Origin of the sequence: Amycolatopsis iheyensis (genome assembly GCF_024703995.1) — a bacterium.
Lineage (GTDB): Bacteria > Actinomycetota > Actinomycetes > Mycobacteriales > Pseudonocardiaceae > Amycolatopsis > Amycolatopsis iheyensis.
The window spans coordinates 200,582-221,157 of the sequence record NZ_JAMXQV010000001.1 but is presented as its reverse complement, the minus strand read 5'-3'; the positions used below and the strand labels follow the sequence as shown (position 1 = coordinate 221,157).

The 20,576-nt window shown below is 71.2% G+C and carries 15 protein-coding genes; 6 read left to right on the top strand and 9 right to left on the bottom strand.

Going from position 1 to position 20,576, the window contains the following annotated elements; genetic code table 11:
• Window positions 1-36 precede the first annotated feature (36 nt).
• Window positions 37-2,331, bottom strand: coding sequence for a sodium-translocating pyrophosphatase (locus M8542_RS01155; protein ID WP_257918061.1), 2,295 nt, complete (start codon window positions 2,329-2,331; stop codon window positions 37-39).
• Between the two features lie 349 nt (window positions 2,332-2,680).
• On the opposite strand from M8542_RS01155, the gene sftH reads away from it, so the two are divergent.
• Entirely contained in the window at window positions 2,681-5,374 is a 2,694-nt protein-coding gene (sftH, locus tag M8542_RS01150) for a DEAD/DEAH box helicase (protein ID WP_257918554.1), read from the top strand.
• Between the two features lie 98 nt (window positions 5,375-5,472).
• Here sftH and M8542_RS01145 read toward each other — a convergent pair whose 3' ends face one another.
• The 8 genes from M8542_RS01145 to ssd form a co-directional block, all read right to left on the bottom strand.
• Window positions 5,473-6,090, bottom strand: a complete 618-nt coding sequence (locus tag M8542_RS01145; protein WP_257918060.1) for a bifunctional DNA primase/polymerase — start codon at window positions 6,088-6,090, stop codon at window positions 5,473-5,475.
• A 726-nt stretch (window positions 6,091-6,816) separates the two neighbouring features.
• On the bottom strand, window positions 6,817-7,149 hold the full coding sequence (locus M8542_RS01140) for an Rv3654c family TadE-like protein (protein ID WP_257918059.1): 333 nt from the start codon (window positions 7,147-7,149) through the stop codon (window positions 6,817-6,819).
• A gap of 94 nt (window positions 7,150-7,243) precedes the next feature.
• A complete protein-coding gene (locus M8542_RS01135; RefSeq protein ID WP_257918058.1) occupies window positions 7,244-7,600 on the bottom strand; it encodes a TadE family type IV pilus minor pilin in 357 nt (118 codons plus the stop codon).
• A complete protein-coding gene (locus tag M8542_RS01130; RefSeq protein WP_257918057.1) occupies window positions 7,597-7,770 on the bottom strand; it encodes a DUF4244 domain-containing protein in 174 nt (57 codons plus the stop codon). Before M8542_RS01130 ends, M8542_RS01135 begins: the two co-directional genes overlap by 4 nt.
• Window positions 7,771-7,789: 19 nt before the next feature.
• Window positions 7,790-8,515, bottom strand: a complete 726-nt coding sequence (locus M8542_RS01125) for a type II secretion system F family protein (protein WP_257918056.1) — start codon at window positions 8,513-8,515, stop codon at window positions 7,790-7,792.
• On the bottom strand, window positions 8,512-9,270 hold the full coding sequence (locus M8542_RS01120; protein WP_257918055.1) for a type II secretion system F family protein: 759 nt from the start codon (window positions 9,268-9,270) through the stop codon (window positions 8,512-8,514). The genes M8542_RS01125 and M8542_RS01120 overlap by 4 nt, the downstream gene beginning before the upstream one ends.
• Window positions 9,271-9,334: 64 nt before the next feature.
• On the bottom strand, window positions 9,335-10,474 hold the full coding sequence (locus M8542_RS01115) for a TadA family conjugal transfer-associated ATPase (RefSeq protein ID WP_257918054.1): 1,140 nt from the start codon (window positions 10,472-10,474) through the stop codon (window positions 9,335-9,337).
• Between the two features lie 990 nt (window positions 10,475-11,464).
• Window positions 11,465-12,538 carry a septum site-determining protein Ssd gene (gene ssd, locus M8542_RS01110; RefSeq protein ID WP_257918053.1) on the bottom strand — a complete coding sequence of 358 codons (1,074 nt, stop codon included), beginning with the start codon at window positions 12,536-12,538 and terminating at the stop codon, window positions 11,465-11,467.
• 535 nt (window positions 12,539-13,073) lie between these two features.
• On the opposite strand from ssd, the gene M8542_RS01105 reads away from it, so the two are divergent.
• The 5 genes from M8542_RS01105 to M8542_RS01085 all read left to right on the top strand — a co-directional run bounded on the left by M8542_RS01105 (window position 13,074) and on the right by M8542_RS01085 (window position 20,566).
• Entirely contained in the window at window positions 13,074-13,904 is an 831-nt protein-coding gene (locus tag M8542_RS01105; protein WP_257918052.1) for an HAD family hydrolase, read from the top strand.
• Window positions 13,905-14,589: 685 nt separating this feature from the next.
• Entirely contained in the window at window positions 14,590-16,329 is a 1,740-nt protein-coding gene (locus M8542_RS01100) for a glycoside hydrolase family 3 protein (protein ID WP_257918553.1), read from the top strand.
• On the top strand, window positions 16,326-17,585 hold the full coding sequence (locus M8542_RS01095) for an exo-beta-N-acetylmuramidase NamZ family protein (RefSeq protein ID WP_257918051.1): 1,260 nt from the start codon (window positions 16,326-16,328) through the stop codon (window positions 17,583-17,585). Before M8542_RS01100 ends, M8542_RS01095 begins: the two co-directional genes overlap by 4 nt.
• A gap of 46 nt (window positions 17,586-17,631) precedes the next feature.
• On the top strand, window positions 17,632-19,350 hold the full coding sequence (locus tag M8542_RS01090) for a serine hydrolase domain-containing protein (RefSeq protein WP_257918552.1): 1,719 nt from the start codon (window positions 17,632-17,634) through the stop codon (window positions 19,348-19,350).
• A 238-nt stretch (window positions 19,351-19,588) separates the two neighbouring features.
• Window positions 19,589-20,566 (top strand): MurR/RpiR family transcriptional regulator, encoded by a 978-nt coding sequence (locus tag M8542_RS01085; protein ID WP_257918050.1) that lies wholly within the window; start codon window positions 19,589-19,591, stop codon window positions 20,564-20,566.
• Window positions 20,567-20,576 lie beyond the last annotated feature (10 nt).

Here is a 20,576-nt window from a genome sequence, read left to right as displayed (position 1 = left end):
GACGCTGCGTGCCGGGCCCGGGGACGGGTTGGTGCGTCAGGCCTTGATCTCCGACGGGGAGTCGGTCAGGACCGTCCCCCGGCGCTTCGAGACCACGATCGCCGCCACGATCACTGCGACCGCGACCAGCGAGATGATGATGCGCACGGCGGCGTTCTCATCCGGGCCGATCGAGAACTGGACGACGGCGGGCGCGATCAGCACCGAGACCAGGTTCATGACCTTGATCAGCGGGTTGATCGCCGGGCCGGCGGTGTCCTTGAACGGGTCACCGACGGTGTCACCGATGATGGTGGCCTCGTGCGCGGACGAGCCCTTGCCACCGTGGTTGCCGTCCTCGACCAGCTTCTTCGCGTTGTCCCACGCGCCACCGGAGTTGGCGAGGAAGATCGCCATCAGGGTGCCGCAGGCGATCGCGCCGGCCAGGTAGCCGGCGAGCGCGCCGGTGCCCAGGCCGAAGCCGACCGCGATCGGGGCGAAGACCGCCAGCAGACCCGGCGTCGTCAGCTCACGCAGCGAGTCGCGCGTGACGATGTCGACGACCTTGCCGTACTCGGGGCGGGTGGTGCCCTCCATGATGCCCGGGATGTCGCGGAACTGGCGGCGGACTTCGTAGACCACCGCGCCGGCCGCGCGGGAAACCGCGTTGACGGCGAGACCCGAGAACATGAACACCACGGCCGCGCCGACGATCACGCCGACGAGCGTGTTCGGGCTGACGATCTGGTTGACGAACGACTTGGCCGCGTCCATGCCGGTGACGACGCCGTTGCCCATGCCGGACAGGGTCTTCGTGATCGCGTCCGAGTAGGAGCCGAAGAGCGCGGTCGCCGCGAGGACGGCCGTCGCGATCGCGATGCCCTTGGTGATGGCCTTGGTGGTGTTGCCCACCGCGTCCAGCTCCGTGAGGATCTGCGCGGCCTTCTCGTCGACGTCGCCCGACATCTCGGCGATGCCCTGCGCGTTGTCCGAAACCGGGCCGAAGGTGTCCATCGCGACGATGACGCCGACGGTGGTCAGCAGACCGGTGCCGGCCAGCGCCACGGCGAACAGCGCGACGCCGCCGCCCAGGAGGTACGCGCCGAACACGGCCGCGCCGATCACCAGCGCGGTGTACACAGCGGACTCGAAACCGACCGAGATGCCGGACAGGATGACGGTCGCGCCACCGGTCTCCGACGTCTGCGCGACGTCCTTGACCGGCTTGTACTCGGTGCCGGTGTAGTAACCGGTCAGCTTCAGGATGACCGCGGCGAGCACGATGCCGATGATCACCGCGACGGTCGCGATGACCGCCGGGTTGCCCGAGTTTTCGAAGCCCGCGCCGAAGTCGGAGAAGCTGCTCGGCAGGTACACGAACGCCGCGATCGCCGACAGGACGGCGGAGATGACCGCGGAGATGTAGAACGAGCGGTTGATCGTGACCAGGCCGCCCTCACCCGCACGCGCCTTGGTGATGTAGACACCGATGACCGCGGTGATGACACCGATGGCCGGCACGATGAGCGGGAAGATCAGGCCGTGCACGCCGAAGGCGGTGCTGCCCAGGATCAGCGCGGCGACCAGCATGACGGCGTAGGACTCGAACAGGTCAGCGGCCATGCCGGCGCAGTCGCCGACGTTGTCACCCACGTTGTCCGCGATGGTGGCGGCGTTGCGGGGGTCGTCCTCCGGGATGCCCTGCTCGACCTTGCCGACCAGGTCCGCGCCGACGTCGGCGGCCTTGGTGAAGATACCGCCGCCGACACGCATGAACATCGCGATCAGGGCGGCGCCGAAGCCGAAGCCCTCGAGCACCTTGGGCGCCTGGCCGGTGTACACCAGCACGACGACCGCGGCACCGAACAGGCCGAGGCCGACGGTGATCATGCCGACCACACCACCGGTGCGGAACGCCACGCGCATGGCGACCTCACGGCCGCCTTCCTCGCGCGACGCGGCGGCCACGCGCAGGTTCGCCTGCGTGGCCAGCCACATGCCGAGGTAACCGATCGCGAACGAGAACGCCGCACCGACCAGGAAGAAGATCGAACGGCCGATCTTCTCGTTCCAGTCGTCGGCGGGAAGTGCGAAGAGCAGGAGGAACACGATCACGCCGAAAATGGCGAGGGTGTTCCGCTGCCGCTTGAGGTAAGCGGCCGCGCCTTCCTGCACCGCCTTGGCGATGTCCTGCATCTTGGCGGTGCCCTGGCCTGCGGCCAGCACCTCCTTGAGCAGGACGTAGCCGATGACGAGTGCGGCAAGCGCGACCACGGCGACTACACCGACAATCGTGTAGCCACCTCCGGAGAGCGTGATGGACCCGCCCTCCGCGAGGAACTGCCGTGACATTCGTCCTCCAGGAGACGTCGCCGATCGCCAGCGTCGACGGCAAGCCGAGGGTTCGACACGGCCGACGCTGGCATGGACCCTGTACCGAGCGACACGCTAGCCGGGACGCAATGCACGTCTCACATGACGCTCACCACAGAGGGTGTGGATTGCGGGAGTGTATTGGTATCGCAACCAGCGCCTTCACGCCGTCCCGGTGACGGCACATTCCGTTACCTTGTGAGGCTCCTCACTTGATCGATCACTCTTTCGCCGATCCGTTGCCGCACTTGGGGATGCGAAAACTGTCGGACCCCTGTGCCAACCTTGGCGGGTGGACGACTCACGGGGGCGGCGGCTGCTGGGGCGGGTGACCGCCGGCATCCCGGCGCGCGAAGACCCGGTCACGCACGTGGCCGAACTCCCGGGCCGCGCCGCGGGCTACGCAGAGTGGCCGGCGTGGGCGGATCCGGCGGTTGTCGCTGCGCTGCGTGACTGCGGGGTCTCGGCGCCCTGGGCCCATCAGGCCGAGGCGGCGTCGCACGCGTACGAAGGTCGTCACGTCGTGGTCTCGACCGGCACGGCGTCGGGCAAGTCGCTGGCCTACCAGCTGCCGGTGCTGTCGCGGCTGGCCGCGGGCGAGAAGGCGAACGCGCTGTACCTGTCGCCGACCAAGGCGCTGGGCGCCGACCAGCTGCGGTCGGTGTCCTCTTTGGACGTCCCCGGCGTCCGGGCGGCGTCGTTCGACGGCGACACGCCGATGGTCGAGCGCGACTGGGTGCGCGCGCACGCGAACTGGGTGTTCACGAACCCGGACATGCTGCACCGCGGGATCCTTTCGCAGCACGGGCGGTGGGCCGGGTTCTTCCGGCGGCTCGGCTGCGTGGTCGTCGACGAGTGCCACACCTACCGCGGGGTCTTCGGCTCACACGTCGCCCTGTTGCTGCGCCGGTTGCGCCGGGTGGCCGAGCACTACGGCGCTTCGCCGGTCTTCGTGCTCGCTTCGGCGACGACTGCTTCGCCGGCTTCGTTCGCTTCGCGGCTTACCGGTGTTTCGTGCGTGGCGGTGACGGAGGACGCTTCGCCGCGCGGCGCCCGCACGGTGGCGTTGTGGGAGCCGCCGTTGCTGGAGGAGCTGACCGGGGAAAACGGCGCGCCGGTGCGGCGGTCGGCGGGCGCGGAGACGTCGCGGATCCTGGCCGACCTGGTCGTCGAAGGGGCGCGGTCGCTGGCGTTCATCCGGTCGCGGCGGGGCGCGGAGCTGGCCGCGCTGGGTGCGCGTCGCATTCTGTCCGAAGTGGACCCGGCGTTGGCGGAAACCGTTGCGGCGTATCGGTCCGGGTACCTCCCGGAAGAGCGTCGCGCGTTGGAATCGGCGTTGCTGTCGGGACGGCTGCTCGGTGTGGCGACGACGAACGCGCTGGAGCTCGGCGTCGACATCGCGGGGCTGGACGCGGTGGTGCTGGCCGGCTACCCGGGCACGCTCGCGTCGTTCTGGCAGCAGGCCGGCCGGGCGGGCCGTTCGGGTGACTCGGCGCTGGTGGTGTTCGTCGCGCGAGACGACCCGCTCGACACGTACTTGGTGCACCACCCGGCGGCGTTGCTGTCCCGGCCGGTGGAGACGGCGGTGCTCGACCCGGCGAACCCGTACGTGCTGGCGCCGCAGCTGGCGTGCGCGGTGGCGGAGCTGCCGTTGACGGTGCCCGAGCTGGAGATGTTCGGCGGCGCGGCGGCGCAGGAGGTGCTGGCCGAGCTGGCGGAGCAGAAGCTGCTGCGGCGCCGGTCGAGCGGCTGGTACTGGACGTCCCGCGACCGGCCGCACGCCGAGGTGGGCATCCGCGGCACGGGCGGCGAGCAGATCGCGGTGGTGGAAGCGGACTCGGGCCGCATGCTCGGCACGGTCGACCCGGGCTCGGCGTGCTTCGCGGTGCACCCGGGCGCGGTGTACCTGCACCAGGGGTCGTCGTACGTGGTCGACGAGCTGGACCTGGACCAGGGGCTGGCGCTGGTCCACGCGGAGAACCCGGACTGGACGACGACGCCGCGCGAGATCGTGGACATCTCGGTGCTGAGCACGCAGGAGAAGCAGGACTTCGGCGGGGTGAGCGTGTGCCTGGGCGAGGTGGCGGTGACATCGCAGGTGGTGGGCTACCTGCGGCGCCGGCCTTCGGGTGAGGTGCTGGACCACACGCCGCTCGACCTGCCGGAGCAGAGCCTGCACACCCGGGGGGTCTGGTACACGGTCTCGGGCGAGCTGCTCGGGACGGACGAGGTGAAGGGGGCACGGGCTCGGCGAGTGGGTGGCTCGGAGGCCGGCGGTTCGGGTCGGCCTGATGCGGCTTTCGCCGACTCTGCCCGGCCTGGGCCCGGTGGCTCGGAGGCCGGCGGCTCGGTTCACCCTGGTCTCGGCGGCTCGGAGGTCGCTGGTTCGGTTCTCTCTGGGCCGGCCGGCTCGGAAGCCGCGGGCTCTGCTTGCCCTGCCACGGCGAACGACTCTGTCGTTTCGGCGCGCGGCGTTTCACGCGAGGCCGCTTCGAGCGATGCCGATTCGGGTGATGGCGAGGCGGGGACCGGGGGCCATCGGGTGGGGACCGAATCTGCGGGGCCGGTGGGGACCGGGGAGGAACCCCTGGCAAGCGGTCGGGGGCCCGCTCACGAGGGTGGCAGGGCACCGGGGAGCGCCGGACTGGTTCCGGCGCGAGTCCCCGGTGCCCTGCATGCCGCCGAGCACGCCGCGATCGGCCTGCTACCGCTGTTCGCTACGTGCGACCGGTGGGACATCGGCGGGGTGAGTACCGCGTGGCACGAAGACACCGGGGAGGCGACGGTGTTCGTGCATGACGGGCATCCCGGGGGTGCGGGATTTGCCGAACGCGGTTATGCCGCGATTGTCCCGTGGCTGGCCGCAACGCGGGAGGCGATCGTCTCCTGCGAATGCCCGACGGGTTGCCCGTCCTGCGTTCAGTCGCCGAAGTGCGGGAACGGCAACGAACCGCTGGACAAGGCAGGGGCGGTGGCTGTCCTGGAAACCGTGCTCGGGGCGTTGCGTCAACACGGCAGCTAGGACGGCCACTGGTGGTTCATGGAGTTGTGTCCTGCTCCGCCTCGGCCGGGCTGGGACCGGCCTTCGGCGGTGGTTCTCGGTTGGTTCAGGCCGCGGGTTCAGGCCGCGGTGGACTGGACCAGCTGCGAGCTCTCGGCGCCGGCGAGGGCGCGGACGAGCACGTCGTGCACCTCGGCGGCGTCCGGCAGCTGCCAGCCGCACACCTCGGGCTTCACGCGCCAGTGCACGACACCGTGCTGGAGCGGCGAAGGCGGCAGCGGGATGTAGCTGCCCTGGCCGTGCCACTGGATGGAGGCACGCGAGGCGAGCTCGGCCGGCACGTGGTCGGCGACGGTGGTGAGGAAGAGCCAGCGGCCGTTCGGCATCGCGACGATGGGCGCGGGGTGGCCGAGGGCGCGGAGCAGGCGGCAGGCGCGCTTGCCGAGTTCGTCGTCGACCTCGATGGCGTCGAGGACGGTGCCGGTCGCGACGAGGAGGCTGTGCGTGCGGTCGGAGAACCAGGTGGCGACCTCGTGGGCGTGGGTGCCGATCTGCTCGCGCCAGGTGTCACTGGCGGGGATCGGGCGGCGCCAGGTGAGGTCGTCGCCTTCGGTCAGCGGAGCGGGGTCGACGCCCGGGAGCACCGGCCAGCCGCGCCAGGCGAGACCAATCGCCTCCGCCCGCAGTTCGATGCGGAAGGCGCCCCGCCAGCTGTCCGGCCAATTCGCGTCCAACATTCTCTTCCTGCCTTCAAGTTCCGGTTTTCCGCGACCCCGCTAGACCCGGTCGTGGTGTCGCACATCTCACTAAACGGCAAGTTGCACATCGCTTGGAACCCCCGCGCGACAACCGGTGGTTACGGGGCGATGAACGCCTAGTAGTAGGTACGGCCCGACCGAACCCGACGGCGCGGATCGACGGTGAACGGCAGCCGCCCACGGACCGTTCGTCGCGGAAAACCCCGAGGTCGACACTCCCCGGACGACGCGCATGGTTGCCGAAGGACGTCCTTTCGGCCCAGGTGGGCAGCGGATTCGACCGCTCGCCGTGCACTACCGACCGCTGCCCGTGACCACCGGCCGCTCATCGCCCGGTCCACCGGATCAGCCGGTCACCCCCGCATACCGACCGGTCGGCGTCCACCGCTCGGCGGCGGGTGGGAATCCCGCTGAGCGGTTCCCGCACGACCGCCGGGACCGGCGGGCGCCCGCTTCGTGCGCGCTGGTCGGCTGCGGAAGATGGCGTGGCAGCGCCGGCCGACTGGGGCGGGCGCGGGGTGGCGCGGTTGGCGCGGTCCCGCTCCCGGCTGGGGCGGGCGCGGGGGTGGCGCGGTTGCCGCGGTCCCGCTGGCCGGCTACTGCGGCAGCGCCGGCCGGATACAGGCGACGTGGTTGCCGCGGCGCCGCTGGCCGCCGGTGCGGGGCCAACCGGCCGCCGACGCGCGGGCGGCCGCGCCAGGGCGGTCACGGCGGCTGGCCAGCGGGACCTGCGCGTGCTCGGGCGGCAGGGGCCGGCAAGCCGGCCAGGGCGAGGCTGGGTGCCTCGACCTCGACCAGGGCGTCCAACCGCTGCCATCGGCAGGTCAGGAGCGTCACTCCCATCTGCTCCGCCACCCACCGGGCACGCTCACAAGCTCGGTCCGGCCCTTCGGCAGCGTGCGAGGCGGCCGCGAGTGCACCCAGGTCGGCGGCGGTCTCCGCGCGGTGGCGGGCCAGCACCGCCGCCGCCAGCCAGCAGCCCAGGACCGCGATTCCGGCCAGGGCCGCCACCGCCATTGCCGTCCAGATCGTGGCCACTCCGCTGTCTTGGCCGGGGCCCGGCTTGATGGGCTTGGGCCCTCGCGTGCACTGCGTTCGTGAGCCGGCCTGGGGTTGCGGTTGTGCGAGTGGGTCAGCCGGCATTTGGCGTCTCCGCGCCCGGCTCCGCTACCGCGTACGCCGTTGCCTGCAGGTGGACCGCCGGCAGCAGGCCGCCGGCCGGGTGGGCTGTTATCTCCACCCTTATCTCGTCTCCCGTCCGCTCTATTGCCAGCTTCGCCTCCGGTGGGGCGATCTCGTGGACCGCCGCTGCCGCCTCTTCGGGTTGGCCTCTTGCCAGCAGGCGTGCTGCTTCGCGCGCCGCGTCCGTGCAGCGCAGCTGGGCCGTCAGCAACGTCAAGCCCGCCACCAGCAGCACCGTCACCACCGTCAGGCCCGCCAGGCCGAGCGCTGCCTCGACCGTCACCGAGCCGTCGTCCCGCTCTCTCATGACGGCACCGTCAGCGCCTTCATCACCAGGTTCGTCAGCCACGACACGACCGAGTCGCCCGTGAGCAAGCTGTAGAGCACTGCCGCGAACGCCGCTACCGCGACCGTCACGATCGCGTACTCGACCGTTGTCGAGCCGTCGTCGGAGGTGGGGCGGTGGACTGCGCGCATGGGATTTCCTTTCGATCAGTCAGAACAGAGGGCCCAGGCGGCCGGCCAGGCCGAGGACGACCGGCAGCACACCCAGGCAGAAGAACGCCGGTAAGAAACACAGGCCGACCGGGAGGGCCAGCGCCACCCCGGCCCGTTCGGCTCGTTCCTCCGCCGCCGTGGCCAGTTCTTCACGGAAGCGGGCGGCCAGGTCGGCCGCCGCCGTGGTGAATGCCGCTCCCGAACGAGACGTGCGGATTGCCGCGGCTGCCAGCTCGGTCAGGCCCGGGACCGCTTGTACCGGCGCCCACGCCTCCTCGGGGCCGGAGCCGAGGGCGAGCAGGCCGGACGTCGACTCGAGTGCCGCGCCGGCGTTCGGGGGTGCCAGGTCGGAGACGGCGTCGAGCGCCGATGGCACCGGCAGGCCCGCGCGCAAGCACGCCGCCAGGAGGTCGAGGGTTCCGGCCAGGCGGAGCTTTGTCGCGATGTCGACCGTTGGCGCTCGCGGCCGTCGGGTGCGGCGGATTGCCCACCAGCCCGCGGCCGTCATCAGGCCGCCCACCGCTACGCCGGTCACTCCGCCGATCAGGAGGGCCGTCGAGGCGCCGCCCAGAGTCGTCGCGATGTGTGGGAGTGCTTGGCGCCAAGGGTGGGCGGGTGCCGGCTCCGGGCCGGCGGCCAGCCAGGTGAAGCGTCGCGCTGTGGCGGCGTCGCCTGGCCAGATGAGGAGCGCGCCCGCGAAAAGGAGGAGTGCGGCCGCGGTCATCGGATCCGCACCGTTCCGGTCAGGGCGCGGCACCAGGCCGTGCCGGCCCAGAGCAGGACGCTGCCCGTGACCAGCAGCAGCTGACCCGGCGTGCTTTCGGCCAGCACCGGCAACGGCGCCGCACCCATGGCCTGCCCGAGCAGCACGCACAGGGCCGGGAGCCCGGTGAGCACCGCCGCGCTCGCGCGGGGGCCGGCCAGCTTCGCCCGCATCCGGCGGCCGAACGTCAGGGCCGCTTCCGCGTCGCGGCGGGCCGCGTCGAGGACGTCGGCCATCGGCAGGCCGTAGCGCTTGCCCACGCTCCAGGCCGAGGCCAGTTCCGGGAGGGCCGGCGCGTGCAGTTCGCTGTCGAGGCGGGCCGCGGCCGCCAACGCGTGGAGGTCACCCGCCACCGCCGGCACGACGTCCGCGGCGGCTTCGGCCGCGGTCACCGGGTGGGCGCCGGCGCGGAGCTCGGCCACCATCGTCCGCAACGCCGTCGCGGTGTGGGCGGCCATCGCGAGCTCCGCCGTCGCCCGGCGGTGGGCTCGCCACTCCTGGTGCCACGCCAGTGTCAGCACTCCGGCGGCGATCGCACCGCCCACTCCGGCGAGCAGGGCGGCGAACGCCGCGGGGGCCAGCCACCGGACCACGACCCAGACGTCGGGCAGCCGGAACGTCGACGGCCGCTCGACCGCGACCTGGAGCCGGTTCGGCGCCGCGGGCCAGCACGCCAGCGCCGCGCCGACGCACAGCGAGGCCCACGCGGTGATCATCGTGGCCTCCTTTGCCGGCGCGGGAAGACGTTCACCAGCAAGGAAATGCGCACCAGCAGCAGAGTCAGCACGCGATCGCTCCCGACGTGGTGAAGAGGTGGCGGTCGATCGTCCAGCGGCCCGCGCGCCACACGGGCACCACGCGGACCCGGCCGTGTTCGGCGCGGAGCACGCCGGCTTCGGCGAGACGTCGCCGGCCGCCGGGCTCGCGTCGCATGTGGAGCACCACACGGATCGCCGCGACGAGCTGGCTGTGCACCGCTTCGCGGCCGAGGCCGCCGAGTGCGGCCAGTGCTTCGATGCGGGCGGGCACTTCGGCCGGGGAGTTGGCGTGGACGGTGCAGGCGCCACCTTCGTGACCAGTGTTCAACGCCGAGAGCAGTGCTCCGACTTCGGCGCCGCGGACCTCGCCGACCACCAGGCGATCGGGACGCATGCGCAGCGCCTGGCGGACGAGCTCCGGCAGGCCGACCGCGCCCGCACCCTCCACATTGGGCGGACGGGCCACGAGGCTGACGAACTGCGGGTGCCGGGGCCGGAGCTCGCCGGCGTCTTCGACGCAGACGATGCGCTCGGCCGGGTCGACCGCGCCGAGCAGCGCGGCCAGGAGGGTGGTCTTGCCCGCGCCGGTGCCGCCGGTGACGAGGAAGGCCAGCCGGCGGGCGACGACGGACTGCAGGAGCTTCGCGCCGCTCGCGTCGAAGGCGCCGAGTTCGTGGAGGGTGGCGAGGTCGTGCGTTGCCGGGCGGAGGACGCGCAGGGACAGGCAGGTGCCGTTGGCCGCGACCGGTGGGAGGACGGCGTGGACGCGGACCCGGGAGCCGGGCAGCCAGCCGTCCACATAGGGCTGGGCGTCGTCGAGCCGGCGGCCGGCCGCGAGCGCGAGGCGCTGGGCCAGGCGACGGACGGCTTCCTCGTCGGGGAAGCGGACTTCGGTGCGGGTGAGGCCTTCGGGGCCGTCCGTCCAGACCTCGTCCGGGCCGGTGACGAGGACGTCGGTGGTCGTGGGGTCGTCGAGGAGCGGGGCGAGGGGGCCGGCGCCGACGAATTCGTCGCGGGCTTGGCGGGCCGCGACCAGGACGGCCTCGTGGCTGAGGGCGCCGCCGGCTTCGGCCCGGACTGCGGTCGCTACGGCGACCGGATCGGCCTGGCGGCGGTCGCCCGCGAGGCGGTTGCGGACTCGGTCGACGAAGTCGGTGGTCATGGGTTCACCGCCTTGGTCTGGTGTCTTCGGAGGGGGTTGGGGGTGAGGTCGGCTGTGGCTCGGGTGTCGGGTGGGCGGTGGTGGCCGGTGGGTCGGGTGGATGGCTCCGCAGCGGCTCCGGCGGGCAACGCTGTGACGCGCGCGCCGGGTCGGCCGTGGTGGCCGGCGGGCCGAATGGCTGGCTCCGCAGCGGCTTCGGCGGGCAACGCTGTGGCTCGGGTGTCGGGTCGGCCGTGGTGGCCGGCGGGCCGAATGGCTGGCTCCGCAGCGGCTTCGTTGAGCAACGCTGTGGCTCGGGTGCCGGGTGGGCGGTGATGGCCGGCGGGCCGAATGGATGGCTCCGCAGCGGCTCCAGCGGGCAACGCCGTGACACGGGTGCCAGGCAAGCGGTGGTGACCGGTGGGTTGGGTGGATAGGTCCGCCGCGGCTCGGGCGGGCAACGCGGTGACTCGGGTGCAGGGGAGGCGATCGTCGCCGGCGAGCTGGATGGCTGGCTCCGCCGCCGGGCACGGCGGTACCGCTCGGGCTAGCAACGCCGGGACACGGGTGCCGGGCAGGGGGTGGAGGGCGGTGAGTCGGGTGGCTAGCTCCGCCGCAGCCTCGGCCAGCAACGCCGTGACACGGGTGCCGGGCAAGCGATGGTGGCCGGCGGGCTGAGTGGATGGCTCCGCCGCAGCCTCGGCCAGCAACGCCGTGACACGGGTGCCGGGTGGGCGGTGGTGGCCGACGGGCCGGGTGGATGGCTCCGCCGCAGCCTCGGCCAGCAGCGCTGTGACTCGGGTGCCTGCCGCGAGGAAGGGAGTGGGTGGCGTGGTTGTCATCGGGGGTGCTCCTCGGGGTTCTCCGGCTGCTGTCTGTTCGGGGTGGACAGCCAGGTCAGGAAGTTCTTTGCGCTCACCGGGCCTCGGCCGGCCAAGGTCAGGACCGTCGGTAGGAGCAGTTCGCTCACTCTCTGCGGGCTGCGGGCCGCCGGTGGGTTGGTGTCCGTGCTCATCTGTTCGCCGCCCGGGCTTCGCGGTGGGCTACCGCCAATACCTCTGCTGCCGCTGTTGCCAAGGGGCCCGTTGGCTTCGAAGGGAACTCGCCGCGCTCCACCGCTGCCGGTAGGCCTCGCTCCGGTGGCATCGATGCCAGCAGGGGTGGGCCCAGGAGGCCCGCCGTCCGGGCTGCTGATACTCCGGCCCTTGACCGTCCACACGCGACCACGCCCAGGCGGGCCGTCAATGCCGACAGTGGACGCAAGACCTGCTTCGCCGCCATGCACGCGCGGAACTCCACCGGGGCCACCAGCACCACCAGGTCCGCCACCGCCACCGCTTCCGCCGCCGCGTCGCCCAGGGTGCGGGGTAGGTCGCACACCACCGTCCGGCCCGCTCGGCGGGCCGCGGACAGAACCGCTGACAACGACTCGACCGCGGGGCCTTCGCCGCCCGGGCCGCAGGCCAGGACCGGGAGGCTGCCGCCGCGGTGCTTGCGCTTCGGTAGCGTCGCGGCCAGGGCCGGTACCGAGACACGGCCGCTCAAGCGGACCTCCGACCAGCGTGGGCCGGGCGTTTTTTCCAAGCCCAGCAACAAGTCCAGGCCGCCGCCCAGTGGGTCGCAGTCCACCAGCAGTGCGCCGCCCGGTCCGCGGTCCGCCGCCAGCGCGAGGGTTGCCGCGAACACCGATGCTCCCGCGCCGCCGCGGCCGCCGACCACGCCGAGCACCAAGCCGGCCTCCTCCGCCGGGGTCTCCACGATGTCGGCGAACGCGCCCGCCAGCTCCGTCTCCTCCTCGGGCAAGGAGATCACCCGCTCGACGCCGGCGCGGAACGCGTGCTCCCACAGCTGAGGCCCCGGGCTGCCCTTGCAGACCAGCAGGACGCCGGCACGGCGCGGCAAAGCCGGTGGCAGCCGCGCCGTTTCTTCGTCGAGCACCACCAGCGGCGCCCGGGCCCAGTGCCCGCGGGCCGCCGTCAGGTCCGGCGCCCGCTCGAACTCGCAGCCCGCCACCGCGGCCACCCGCAGGATCTCGTCGAGCACCGTCTCGTCCGCCGCCACCACCAGCGGCCGTTCGCCCGCCATGCGTTCCTCCCCCGTCTTCGGTGCGGGCCGTGGGTGGCCCGGATTCCACCGTCGCGCTCGGGGCCGGGGCGGCACAACCAGGCGGGGGCGCGGCTGTGGACAACCGGGGTGTTGTGGACAACTGCCGCGCGGGAACGGCTCGCGGACCGGTTCTGTCGGGGGGTTGTGGCAAGATCGCGCACCGCAGGTGCGGCGTAAATGAGCGCGAAAGATCCGCATTCGACGATTTCGACGGCACGGAAGCGCGCGCGAAAGAAATGCAAACGGAAGGTAAGAAGGCGGCCCCCGCCAGGGGGGAGGGACGGGGGCCGCCAAGGGTTCAGCCCCGGGGGGTCGGACTGAACCGGCCCGGTTGGACACCGGGCTCCCTCACTGTAACTCCGCCTGCCGCCGGTTCGCGCGCCGGACGAGATACACAGTTCGGTAACGGCACAGCGCGCCGGAAGTGCCTTCCTGTCATGGATTTTCCGCCCGTTGCGACGCGCGCGTGGTGGATCAACGGGACGCGCCACGATCAAGCTCTTATCCTGGTGCCGTGGCCGAACCGAGCAGCGCGCCGTCGCGCATCCGGAAGCCGGGCCCGGAGCACGCGGTGGCCGCGTTCTTCGACCTGGACAAGACGATCATCGCTTCGTCGAGCGCGCTGGCGTTCAGCAAACCATTGCTCAAAGAAGGGTTGATCAACCGTCGCGCCGCGTTGCGAAGCGCCTACGCGCAGCTGGTGTTTTCCCTCGCCGGCGCCGACGAGAACAAGACCGAGCGGTTGCGCGCCGAGGTTTCCGCGCTGTGCGCCGGCTGGGACGTCGCGCAGGTTTCGGCGATCGTCCGCGAAACCCTGCACGACGTCGTCGACCCGCTCGTGTACGTGGAGGCGGCGGAGCTGATCGCACGCCACCGCGAAGACGGCCACGACGTCATCGTGCTTTCGGCGACCGGCGAAGAGGTCGTCGCGCCGGTGGCGGAGATGCTCGGCGCCACGATGAGCGTCGCGACGCGCATGCAGATCGTCGAGGGCCGCTACTCCGGCGAAGTCGACTTCTACTGCTACGGCGCGAACAAGGCCGTCGCCGCGAAGCAGCTCGCCGCGACCCACGGCTACGACCTCGCCGAGTGCTTCGCCTACACCGACTCGAGCACCGACATCCCGCTGCTCGAGGTCGTCGGGCACCCGCACGCGGTCAACCCGGACAAGCTCCTGCGCCGGGAAGCGCTCGACCGCGGCTGGCCGATCTTGGCGTTCGAGCGGCCCATGTCGCTGCGCAGCCGGATTCCGACCCGATCGGCGGGAATGGTGGCCCTCGGCGTCGGCGCGGTGGCCGCCGGCGCGACCTGGTACGGCCTCAGTCGTCGCCGACGGTCCCGATAATCGCGAGCCACCCACCCACACGGCCGTACGACCTGCGCTTTGCTTGGCCCAGCCCCGAATTGTCCGTCGCGCAGGGTGCCGATGTCACCCGATCCAGCCTCTGTACCGGTGCACCCATCCGCGCACTTGAAGTGACCGGGCTCACGGCGTAGAAAGTAGGTGCGGACGTTCGGTCGGCCAGGGAGCAGGTAGAAGAGAAGCCTGTTCCACCCCGGCAAACCTCCGTGCGCGGACTCCGGGTACCCACGCGCAGCGCGCCGCGGGAGGCTCGTCGTCTAGGGACTGCGTAGTGGGACGCCACACGCCGAGTCCATGTAGGTACGACCAGAGTTGCACGCTTGGTCGCCCGAGATGTTCGCGCTTTGCAGGCGGCGCCCGTTGGCCTTCGGCCACGGGCGCCGCCTCGTCTATGCGGAAAGCCGGAAAAAGACCAGTCGACGACGTGGTCCACCGCCCGTTCGGCCGCAGAGCATGTTGCGAACGGCGATTTTCCTACCGATCCGGGTACGACTGGGCCGTTGCTGCGGTCGGTCGATGGACATCGACGGATTCGGTGAGTAGCTTCCCGATACTGGCGCTTCCGAGTGGACTTCTGACGTCCCCCGGGCGCCCGCAACTTTCTGGGAGGCTGGTCGTGACGACCCGAAATCGGAGGTTCCATGCGCTCGCCCTGCCCGTCGCGGGGGTGCTCGCCCTCACCGGTGTGGGTGTCGCGACCGCGGCGAGCGCACCGGCGGTGACGGCGGACGCGCAGGCGGAGGCCGCGGCGACGCAGGCGCTGCGCGGGCTGTCGCTCGAGCAGAAGGTCGGGCAGCTGTTCGTCACGTGGGTGAACGGCAAGACGGCCGACGAAGTGAACCCGAAGAACCAGACGGACTTCGGCGTCGACACCCCGGCCCAGGTGATCCAGAAGTACCACCTGGGCGGCGTCATCTACTTCAACAACGACTCCCGCGACAACTTCGACGACCCCGTGCAGGTCTCCAAGCTGTCCAACGGCCTGCAGAAGGCCGCCATCACCAGCGGGGCGCACATCCCGCTGCAGATCGGCGCCGACCAGGAGGGTGGCACGGTGACCCGGATGGGCGCGCCGGCCACCGAGTTCCCGAACGCCATGGCCATCTCGGCCGGCCGCGACACCGGACGTGCGACGAAGGCCGCGACCATCCTCGGCCAGGAGCTGCGGGCGGTCGGCATCAACCAGGACTTCGCGCCCGACTCCGACGTCAACTCCAACCCGGTCAACCCGGTCATCGGCGTCCGCTCCTTCGCCGGGCAGCCGGGGCTGGCCAGCGACTTCGTCACCGCCGAGCTCAAGGGCTTCCAGAAGTCCGTCGCGGCGACGTCGAAGCACTTCCCCGGCCACGGCGCCGCGCCGACCGACAGCCACACCGGGCTGCCGCGGATCGACAGCACCGAAGACCAGTGGCGGGCCACCGACGTGCCGCCGTTCAAGGCCGCCATCAAGGCCGGCGTCCCGTCGATCATGACCGCGCACATCCAGTTCCCCAGCCTCGACCCGTCGCTCGAACCCGCGACGCTGTCGAAGCCGATCGTCACCGGGAAACTGCGCAACGAGCTGGGCTACAACGGCGTCGTCATCACGGACTCCCTGGAGATGCAGGGCGTGCGCGAAATGCACAGCGACGCCGAGATCCCCGTCCTCGCCCTCAAGGCCGGGGTCGACCAGCTGCTCATGCCGGTGCACCTCGACGTCGCGGTCAACTCGGTCATCAACGCCGTGAAGTCCGGCGACATCCCGATGCAGCGGATCGACCAGAGCGTGCTGCGCGTGCTGAAGCTCAAGTTCAAGAGCGGCATCCTCTTCTCGCCGTTCGTCGACCCGAACCGCGTGCTGAAGACGGTCGGCACGCCGGCGAACCTCAAGACCGCGCAGGACATCGCCGACCGCGGCATCACGGCCGTCGCGAACGACGCGAACCTCCTGCCTCTCGCGCAGAAGCCCGCGAGCGCCCTCGTCACCGGCTGGGGTGTCTCCACGACGGCGACGCTCGCGCAGAAGCTGACCGCCCACGGCACAACGGCGACCGCGTACCAGACCGGTCAGGCGCCGACCGACGCCCAGATCGCGCAGGCCGTCGCCAACGCCGGGAACGTCGACCTCGTCGTCGTGCTGACCAACAACATCGGCGGCTTCCCCTTGCAGACCAAGCTGCTCGACGCGCTGGCGGCCACCGGCAAGCCGGTCGTCGCGGTCGCCGCGCAGATCCCGTACGACGCCGGTTACGCCAGCAACGTCAAGACCTGGCTGGCGACCTACGGCTACATCGGGCCGACGCTCGAAGCCCTGGCCAAGGTCATCCTCGGCGAGACGAAGCCGACCGGGAAGCTGCCGGTCGACATCCCGGCCGGCGCCGACGTGCACACCGTGAAGTACCCGTTCGGCTACGGGCTGACCTGGTGAACCTCAACCGGCGCCACTTCCTCGGCGCGGGCGCGCTCGCCGTCCCGATCCTCGCGGGCGGTTCGGCCGTCGCCGGGGCCGAGCCGGAGCACAAGCCCGGGCGCGTCCTCACCGGCGCGGAACAGCTCGCCGCGCAGGGCTGGCGGGCGTTCAAGGGCCGCAAGCTCGGCGTCCTGTCGAACCCGACGGGCGTGCTGCTCGACGGCGACCACATCGTCGACTCGATGGTCGCGGCCGGCGTCAAGCCGGTCGCGGCCTTCGGGCCCGAGCACGGCTTCCGCGGCAGCGCGCAGGCCGGCGGCTCCGAAGGCGACTACACGGACCCGCGCACCGGCGTGCCGGTGTACGACGCGTACGGCGCCGACGCGACGAAGCTCGCCTCGCTGTTCACCAAAGCGGGCGTCGACACCGTCGTCTTCGACATCGCCGACGTCGGCGCGCGTTTCTACACCTACATCTGGTCGCTCTACACGGCGATGGTGGCCGCGGCGCAGGTCAAGGCCGCGTTCGTCGTGCTCGACCGGCCCAACCCGATCGGCGGCCGCGCGGCCGGCCCGCTGCTCGACCCGAAGTTCGCTTCGGGCATCGGCAAGAAGCCGATCGTCCAGCAGCACGGCATGACCGCCGGCGAGCTCGCACGTTTCTTCGCCGAGGAGTTCCTGCCCGCCGAAGGCGTGCAACTGGCACACCTCGACGTCGTCCAGGTACGCGGCTGGCAGCGTGACACGCTCTTCGCGCAGACCGGGCTCAACTGGGTCCTGCCCAGCCCGAACATGCCGACCCCGGACACCGCCCTCGTCTACCCCGGCACGGGCATGTTCGAAGGCACGGTGTTCTCCGAAGGCCGCGGCACGACCCGGCCGTTCGAGATCATCGGCGCGCCCGGCCTCGACTGGCGGTGGCGCGAGAAGCTCGAGGACCTGCGGCTGCCCGGGGCGAAGTTCCGCGAGACCTACTTCGTGCCGACGTTCAGCAAGTTCGTCAACCAGACCTGCGGCGGCGTCCAGGTGAGCGTCGACGACCCGCGTGTCTTCGACGCCATCCGCACCGCCGTCGCCATGCTCGTGACGGCGAAGGCCCTGCACCCGGACGTCTTCGCCTGGCGCCCGGACAACTACATCGACAAGCTTTCCGGGTCCGATCGCCTGCGGACCATGATCGACGCCGGCGCGGGCGTCGACGAGGTCACCGGGGCCTGGCGGGCCGAGCTCGCCGAGTTCGACCAGAGACGTCGTCACTACCTGCTCTACCGCTGAGGGGGAACTCGTGCGTGCTAGGAAGGTCATCGCCGCGGCCACCGGAGTGCTGGTCGCACTGACCACGTTGACCTCTGGAGCCAGCGCCATCACCAGCCACGACGACGCCGGCCGCTTCGACCGGCCGCAGCAGGGCTTCGCGGCGCCGTGGACGACCTTGCGCGACGGCCGGGCCAAGGACGTCAACCTCGACCCGGCGCCCATCAAGGCCGCCGAGGACTTCCTCGCGAGCTGGACGAAACCGGACGCCACCGGGCACCCGCACTTCTCCGGCGCGGTCGGCCTCCTGGCCCACGACGGCGTGGTCGTCGACCGGTACGCGGTCGGCGGCGCGCTGCGGTACGCCGACGCCGCGGGCACCGAGCTGCCCGCGGACCAGCAGGTCCCGATGCGCGACGACACCATCTTCGACATGGCGTCCATCTCGAAGCTGTTCACGTCAATCGCCGTGATGCAGCTGGTCGAACGCGGTCAGCTCACCATCGACACCAAGGTGAGCCGCTTCTTCCCGGAGTTCGCCACCGGCGACAAGGCCGCCATCACCATCAAGATGCTGCTCACGCACGTCTCCGGCTTCGACGCCGACCCGATCCCGTCGCTCTGGGCCGGCTACCCGGACATCCCGGCACGCCGCCAGGCCGTGCTCGACAGCCCGCTGAAGAACAAGCCGGGCACGACCTACCTCTACTCCGACATCAACCTGCTCACGCTCGGCTTCATCGTCGAGAAGCTGACCGGGCAGCCGCTCGACAAGGTCGTGCACGACCGGATCACCGCCCCGCTCGGCATGGTCGACACGGGCTACAACCCGCCCGCGTCGAAGCTGGGCCGGGTCGCCGCGACGGAGTTCGAGGCGAACCCGCCGCGCGGGATGGTCCGCGGCAGCGTGCACGACGAGAACGCGTGGTCGCTCGGCGGCGTCGCCGGGCACGCCGGGGTGTTCAGCACCGCCGGCGACATGGCCACGCTCGCCCAGACGATCCTCAACGGCGGCACCTACCGCGGGCATCGGATCCTGAACGAGCAGACCGTGCGGCTGCTGCTGACGAACTACAACCAGCAGTTCCCGGACGACTCGCACGGCCTGGGCTTCGAGCTCGACCAGCCCTGGTACATGGGCGCGCTGGCCTCGCCGGTCACCGCCGGGCACACCGGTTTCACCGGGACGACGCTGGTCATCGACCCCGAATCGCGGTCGTTCGCGATCCTGCTGACCAACCGCGTGCACCCGACCCGCAACTGGGGCTCGATCAACACCGCGCGCCAGGTGTGGGCGACGTCGCTGGCCAGGGCCATGGCCGTGCGGCCCGCGGTCGGGAAGGACGCCTGGACGAGCACGCTGGGTAATGCCAGCGTGGCCACACTGAGTACCCGGCCATTTACTACGCATAGTGATCAAGCACACGTGTCCTTTTTCGCCTTCGTGGACACCGAGGGAAGCACTGATCCATTACAGCTGCAGGCGACGACCGACGGCGTGAACTGGCAACCGATCACTCTCTCGGTTTCCGGACCGGGTGCACCCTCCGGAGATGTGACGTCGCTCTCCGGACACGGGCACCGTGCCTGGTGGAAGGCGACCGGCGTCGTGCCGCAAGGCGCGTCGGTGAGCCTCCGCTGGCGTTACAGCACCGACCCGAATTACACGGGCCGCGGAGTTTCGGTCGACGGTGTGAAAGTCACCGAGAGCGGCCGATCACTCCTCGACGGTGAACGGAACCCCGCCGCGCTGATCGCGGAGGGTTGGCAATTGAGCAGTAGGTGACGGCGGTGTCGCTCACCGTCGAACTACACCGGGATTTAACCGTCTGCTTGCCGTTTGCGTCGCGACACTAAGTTGCCAAGTCGTTAGCTTGACCTCGTTAACAATACCGACCTGGTTGGCGACTTTCTGGTCAGTGATTAATCGCAAATCCAGATCCGCAGACACGGACGGGTTGCGATCCGACCGAAGGGTGTGGGTAGCCTTGTCGCAGATGCCAACGGTTAGTAACTTTCCGACGGTGAGTGATACCGAATCCGTAATCAGCGCGGCACCGTCCGAAGCCGTCGCGGTCCAGTCGACCGTGCGGGACGCGGACGCCAGCCCGCTGGTCCGGATCCGGTCCCTGCTCCCCGGCCTGGCCCGCGCCGAGCAGCGCGTGGCGAAGGTGGTGCTCGACGATCCGGCCTCGGTGGCCAGACGCAGCATCACCGAAGTCGCCCTGGCCGCGAACACGAGCGAGACGACGGTGACGCGCTTCTGCAAGGCCGTCGGCGTCGGCGGCTACCCGCAGCTGCGCATCGCGCTGGCCGCGGACACCGCGCGCACCGAGGCCCGCACCACGCGCAACCTCGGCGGCGAGATCGGCCCGGAGGACGACCTGGCCGCCGTCATCGGCAAGGTCAGCTTCGCCGACGCGCGTGCGGTCGAGGAGACCGCCGACCAGCTCGACGTCGCCACGCTGGAGCGCGTGATCGAGGTCGTCGCGAGCGCCGGCCGCGCGGACGTCTACGGCGTGGGCGCCAGCGCCTTCGTCGCCGCGGACCTGCAGCAGAAGCTGCACCGCATCGGCCGCGTGTGCTTCTCGTGGTCGGACACGCACATCATGCTGACCTCGGCCGCGGTGCTGAGCCCCGGTGACGTCGCCATCGGCGTCTCGCACACCGGCGCGACCACCGACACCGTCGAGGCGCTGCGGGTCGCCCGGGAGCACGGCGCCGTCACCATCGCCGTGACGAACTTCCCGCGTTCCCCGATCACCGAGGTCGCCGACTACGTTTTGACCACGGCCGCCCGGGAAACCACGTTCCGTTCGGGAGCGACGGCGAGCCGCATCGCCCAGCTCACCGTCATCGACTGCCTGTTCATCGGCGTCGCGCAGCGGCACATGGACGCGTCGGTCAGCGCTCTGGACGCCACCAGGGACGCGGTCGGCTCGCACCGCTTGGGGGTCAGGCCGGACGGTCGTCGCCGTCCGCGGGAAACCGGCAAGCAATGACCGGAGAAAA